Below are 2,487 nucleotides of genomic sequence, written 5' to 3' on the forward strand. Positions count from 1 at the left end.
CGCAGGACGAGGCCCCGCAGGACGAGGCGCGGTCCGCCGACACGGTCCCCGCCCAGGCCGCGCCCGTCGACGGGCCCGTCCCCGCGGAGACGGGGACGGAGACCGAGGCCGAGATTGAGGCCGAGATTGAGGCCGAGGTTGAGGCCGAGACGGTGGCGGAGTCGGCAGGTGAGGCCGAGGAGCGCCCCGAGGCCGTCGCGGGGACGGAGCAGGAGCCCGCGGCCGAGGACGCGTTCCAGCCCGCCGCCCCCGGTTACGCCGAGGCCGAACGCGAGGCCGTGCTGCGGGTGATGCGCGAGCGGCGCGACGTCCGCCAGGGCTTCCGCACCGACCCGATCCCGCACGAGGTGCTGCGCCGCGTCCTGGAGGCCGCGCACCACGCGCCGTCCGTGGGCCACTCCCAGCCCTGGGACTTCGTCGTCATCCGCTCCGAGGAGACCCGGCAGCAGATGCACGAACTGGCCACGCGCCAGCGCGAGGCGTACGCCAAGTCGCTGCCCAAGGGCCGGGCGAAGCAGTTCAAGCAGATGAAGATCGAGGCCATCCTCGACACCCCGGTGAACATCGTCGTCACCGCCGACCCGACCCGCGGCGGCCGCCACACCCTCGGCCGTCACACCCAGCCGCAGATGGCCCCCTACTCGGCCGCGCTCGCCGTGGAGAACCTGTGGCTCGCCGCCCGCGCCGAGGGCCTCGGCGTCGGCTGGGTCAGCTTCTTCGACGAGCGCGAGATGGTCCGCGCCCTCGGCCTCCCCGAGTACCTCGAGGTCGTCGCCTACCTGTGCGTGGGCTACGTCGACGAGTTCCCGGACGAGCCCGAGCTGGTGCAGGCCGGCTGGTCCAAGCGCCGCCCGCTGTCCTGGGCGGTCCACGAGGAGACCTACGGCCGCCGCGCCCTGCCCGGCGAGGAGCCGCACGACCTGCTCGCCGAGACCATCGCCGGCATCCGCCCGCTGGACGCCAAGGCGCTCGGCGAGGCGTGGGAGCGGCAGAAGCGGATGACCAAGCCGGCCGGCGCGCTCGGCATGCTGGAGATCATCTCCGCCCAGCTGTGCGGCCTGTCCCGGCAGTGCCCGCCGCCGATCCCGGAGCCCGCGGCCGTCGCGGTGTTCGCCGGCGACCACGGCGTCCACGCCCAGGGCGTCACGCCCTGGCCGCAGGAGGTCACCGGGCAGATGGTGGCCAACATGCTGGGCGGCGGCGCGGTCAGCAACGCGTTCGCCACCCAGGTGGGCGCGGAACTCTGCGTGGTCGACGTCGGGGTGGCCGCCGACCTGCCGGCCCAGCAGGGGTTCCTGCCCCGCAAGGTGCGGCCCGGCACCGCCGACATGACGCAGGGCCCGGCGATGACCCGCGAGGAGGCCAAGGCCGCCATCGAGGTGGGCATCGAGACCGCCCGCGACCTGGTCGCGGCGGGCAACAAGGCGCTGCTGACCGGCGAGATGGGCATCGCCAACACGACCGCCTCCGCCGCGCTGATCTCCGTCTACACCGGGACCGACCCGGCCGAGGTCACCGGCCGCGGCACCGGCATCGACGACGAGACGCTGTCCCGCAAGACCGACGTCGTCCGCCGCGCCCTCGAACTGCACCAGCCGGACCCGGCCGACCCGATCGGCGTCCTCGCCGCGATCGGCGGCCTGGAGCACGCCGCCATGGTGGGCCTGCTGCTCGGCGGCGCCTGTCTGCGCACGCCGGTCATCCTGGACGGCGTGAGCGCCGGAGCCGCCGCCCTGGTGGCGCGCGCCATCGCCCCCGAGGTGCTGGCCGCCTGCATCGCCGGCCACCGCAGCGCCGAGCCCGGCCACATCGCCGCGCTCAACAAGCTGGGCCTGCGTCCGCTGGTCGACCTGGACCTGCGGCTCGGCGAGGGCACCGGCGCGCTGCTGGCGCTCCCGCTGGTCCAGTCGACGGCCCGCGCCATGCACGAGGTGGCCACCTTCGACTCCGCCGGAGTCACCGAGAAGTAGCGGTACCGGGCAGCGGCGCCGCCGGGACCGGGGGCGGGCAGGAGATCGTGCGAAGATCACACCGCCCGGCCCCCGTCCCGGCCCGCCGCACGCCCTAAACTCCCCCTGTCAGGGCAGCTCCGACGGTGCAGCTCCCACCCTTGCCGGGCATGCCCCGAAGCGGCCCGGCAGCGTCCCATGCAGCCATCCCCCACGCTCTCGCCCGTTCCCCGACCTCTCGGCCCCGCTCGAGCAGGGGGACCCCCACGAGCCCGGGGGACCCTCATCGATGGAGCCGCACCCATGGCCGAACACCCCGCCTACCCCGTGGGCCTGCGCCTGACCGGCCGCCGAGTGGTCGTGCTCGGCGGCGGACAGGTCGCCCAGCGCCGCCTCCCCGCCCTGGTCGCGGCCGGCGCCGACGTCACCCTCGTCTCCCCCTCCGCCACCCCCTCCGTCGAGGCGATGGCCGACACGGGCGAGATCGCCTGGGAACGCCGCCGCTACGCCGACGGCGACCTCGACGGCGCCTGGTACG

2 protein-coding genes are annotated in these 2,487 nt (G+C 75.3%); both read left to right on the forward strand.

All coding sequences use genetic code 11. The features are described 5' to 3' along the window. On the forward strand, positions 1-1,970 hold a 1,970-nt coding region (gene cobT, locus HW445_RS26700), incomplete at its 5' end, for a nicotinate-nucleotide--dimethylbenzimidazole phosphoribosyltransferase (protein ID WP_180223442.1). A gap of 282 nt (positions 1,971-2,252) precedes the next feature. Then, positions 2,253-2,487: bifunctional precorrin-2 dehydrogenase/sirohydrochlorin ferrochelatase (locus tag HW445_RS26705; RefSeq protein ID WP_306673367.1), on the forward strand; the 235-nt coding region annotated here is incomplete at its 3' end.

The organism is Streptomyces sp. UH6 (assembly GCF_013421635.1).
Lineage (GTDB): Bacteria > Actinomycetota > Actinomycetes > Streptomycetales > Streptomycetaceae > Streptomyces > Streptomyces abyssomicinicus.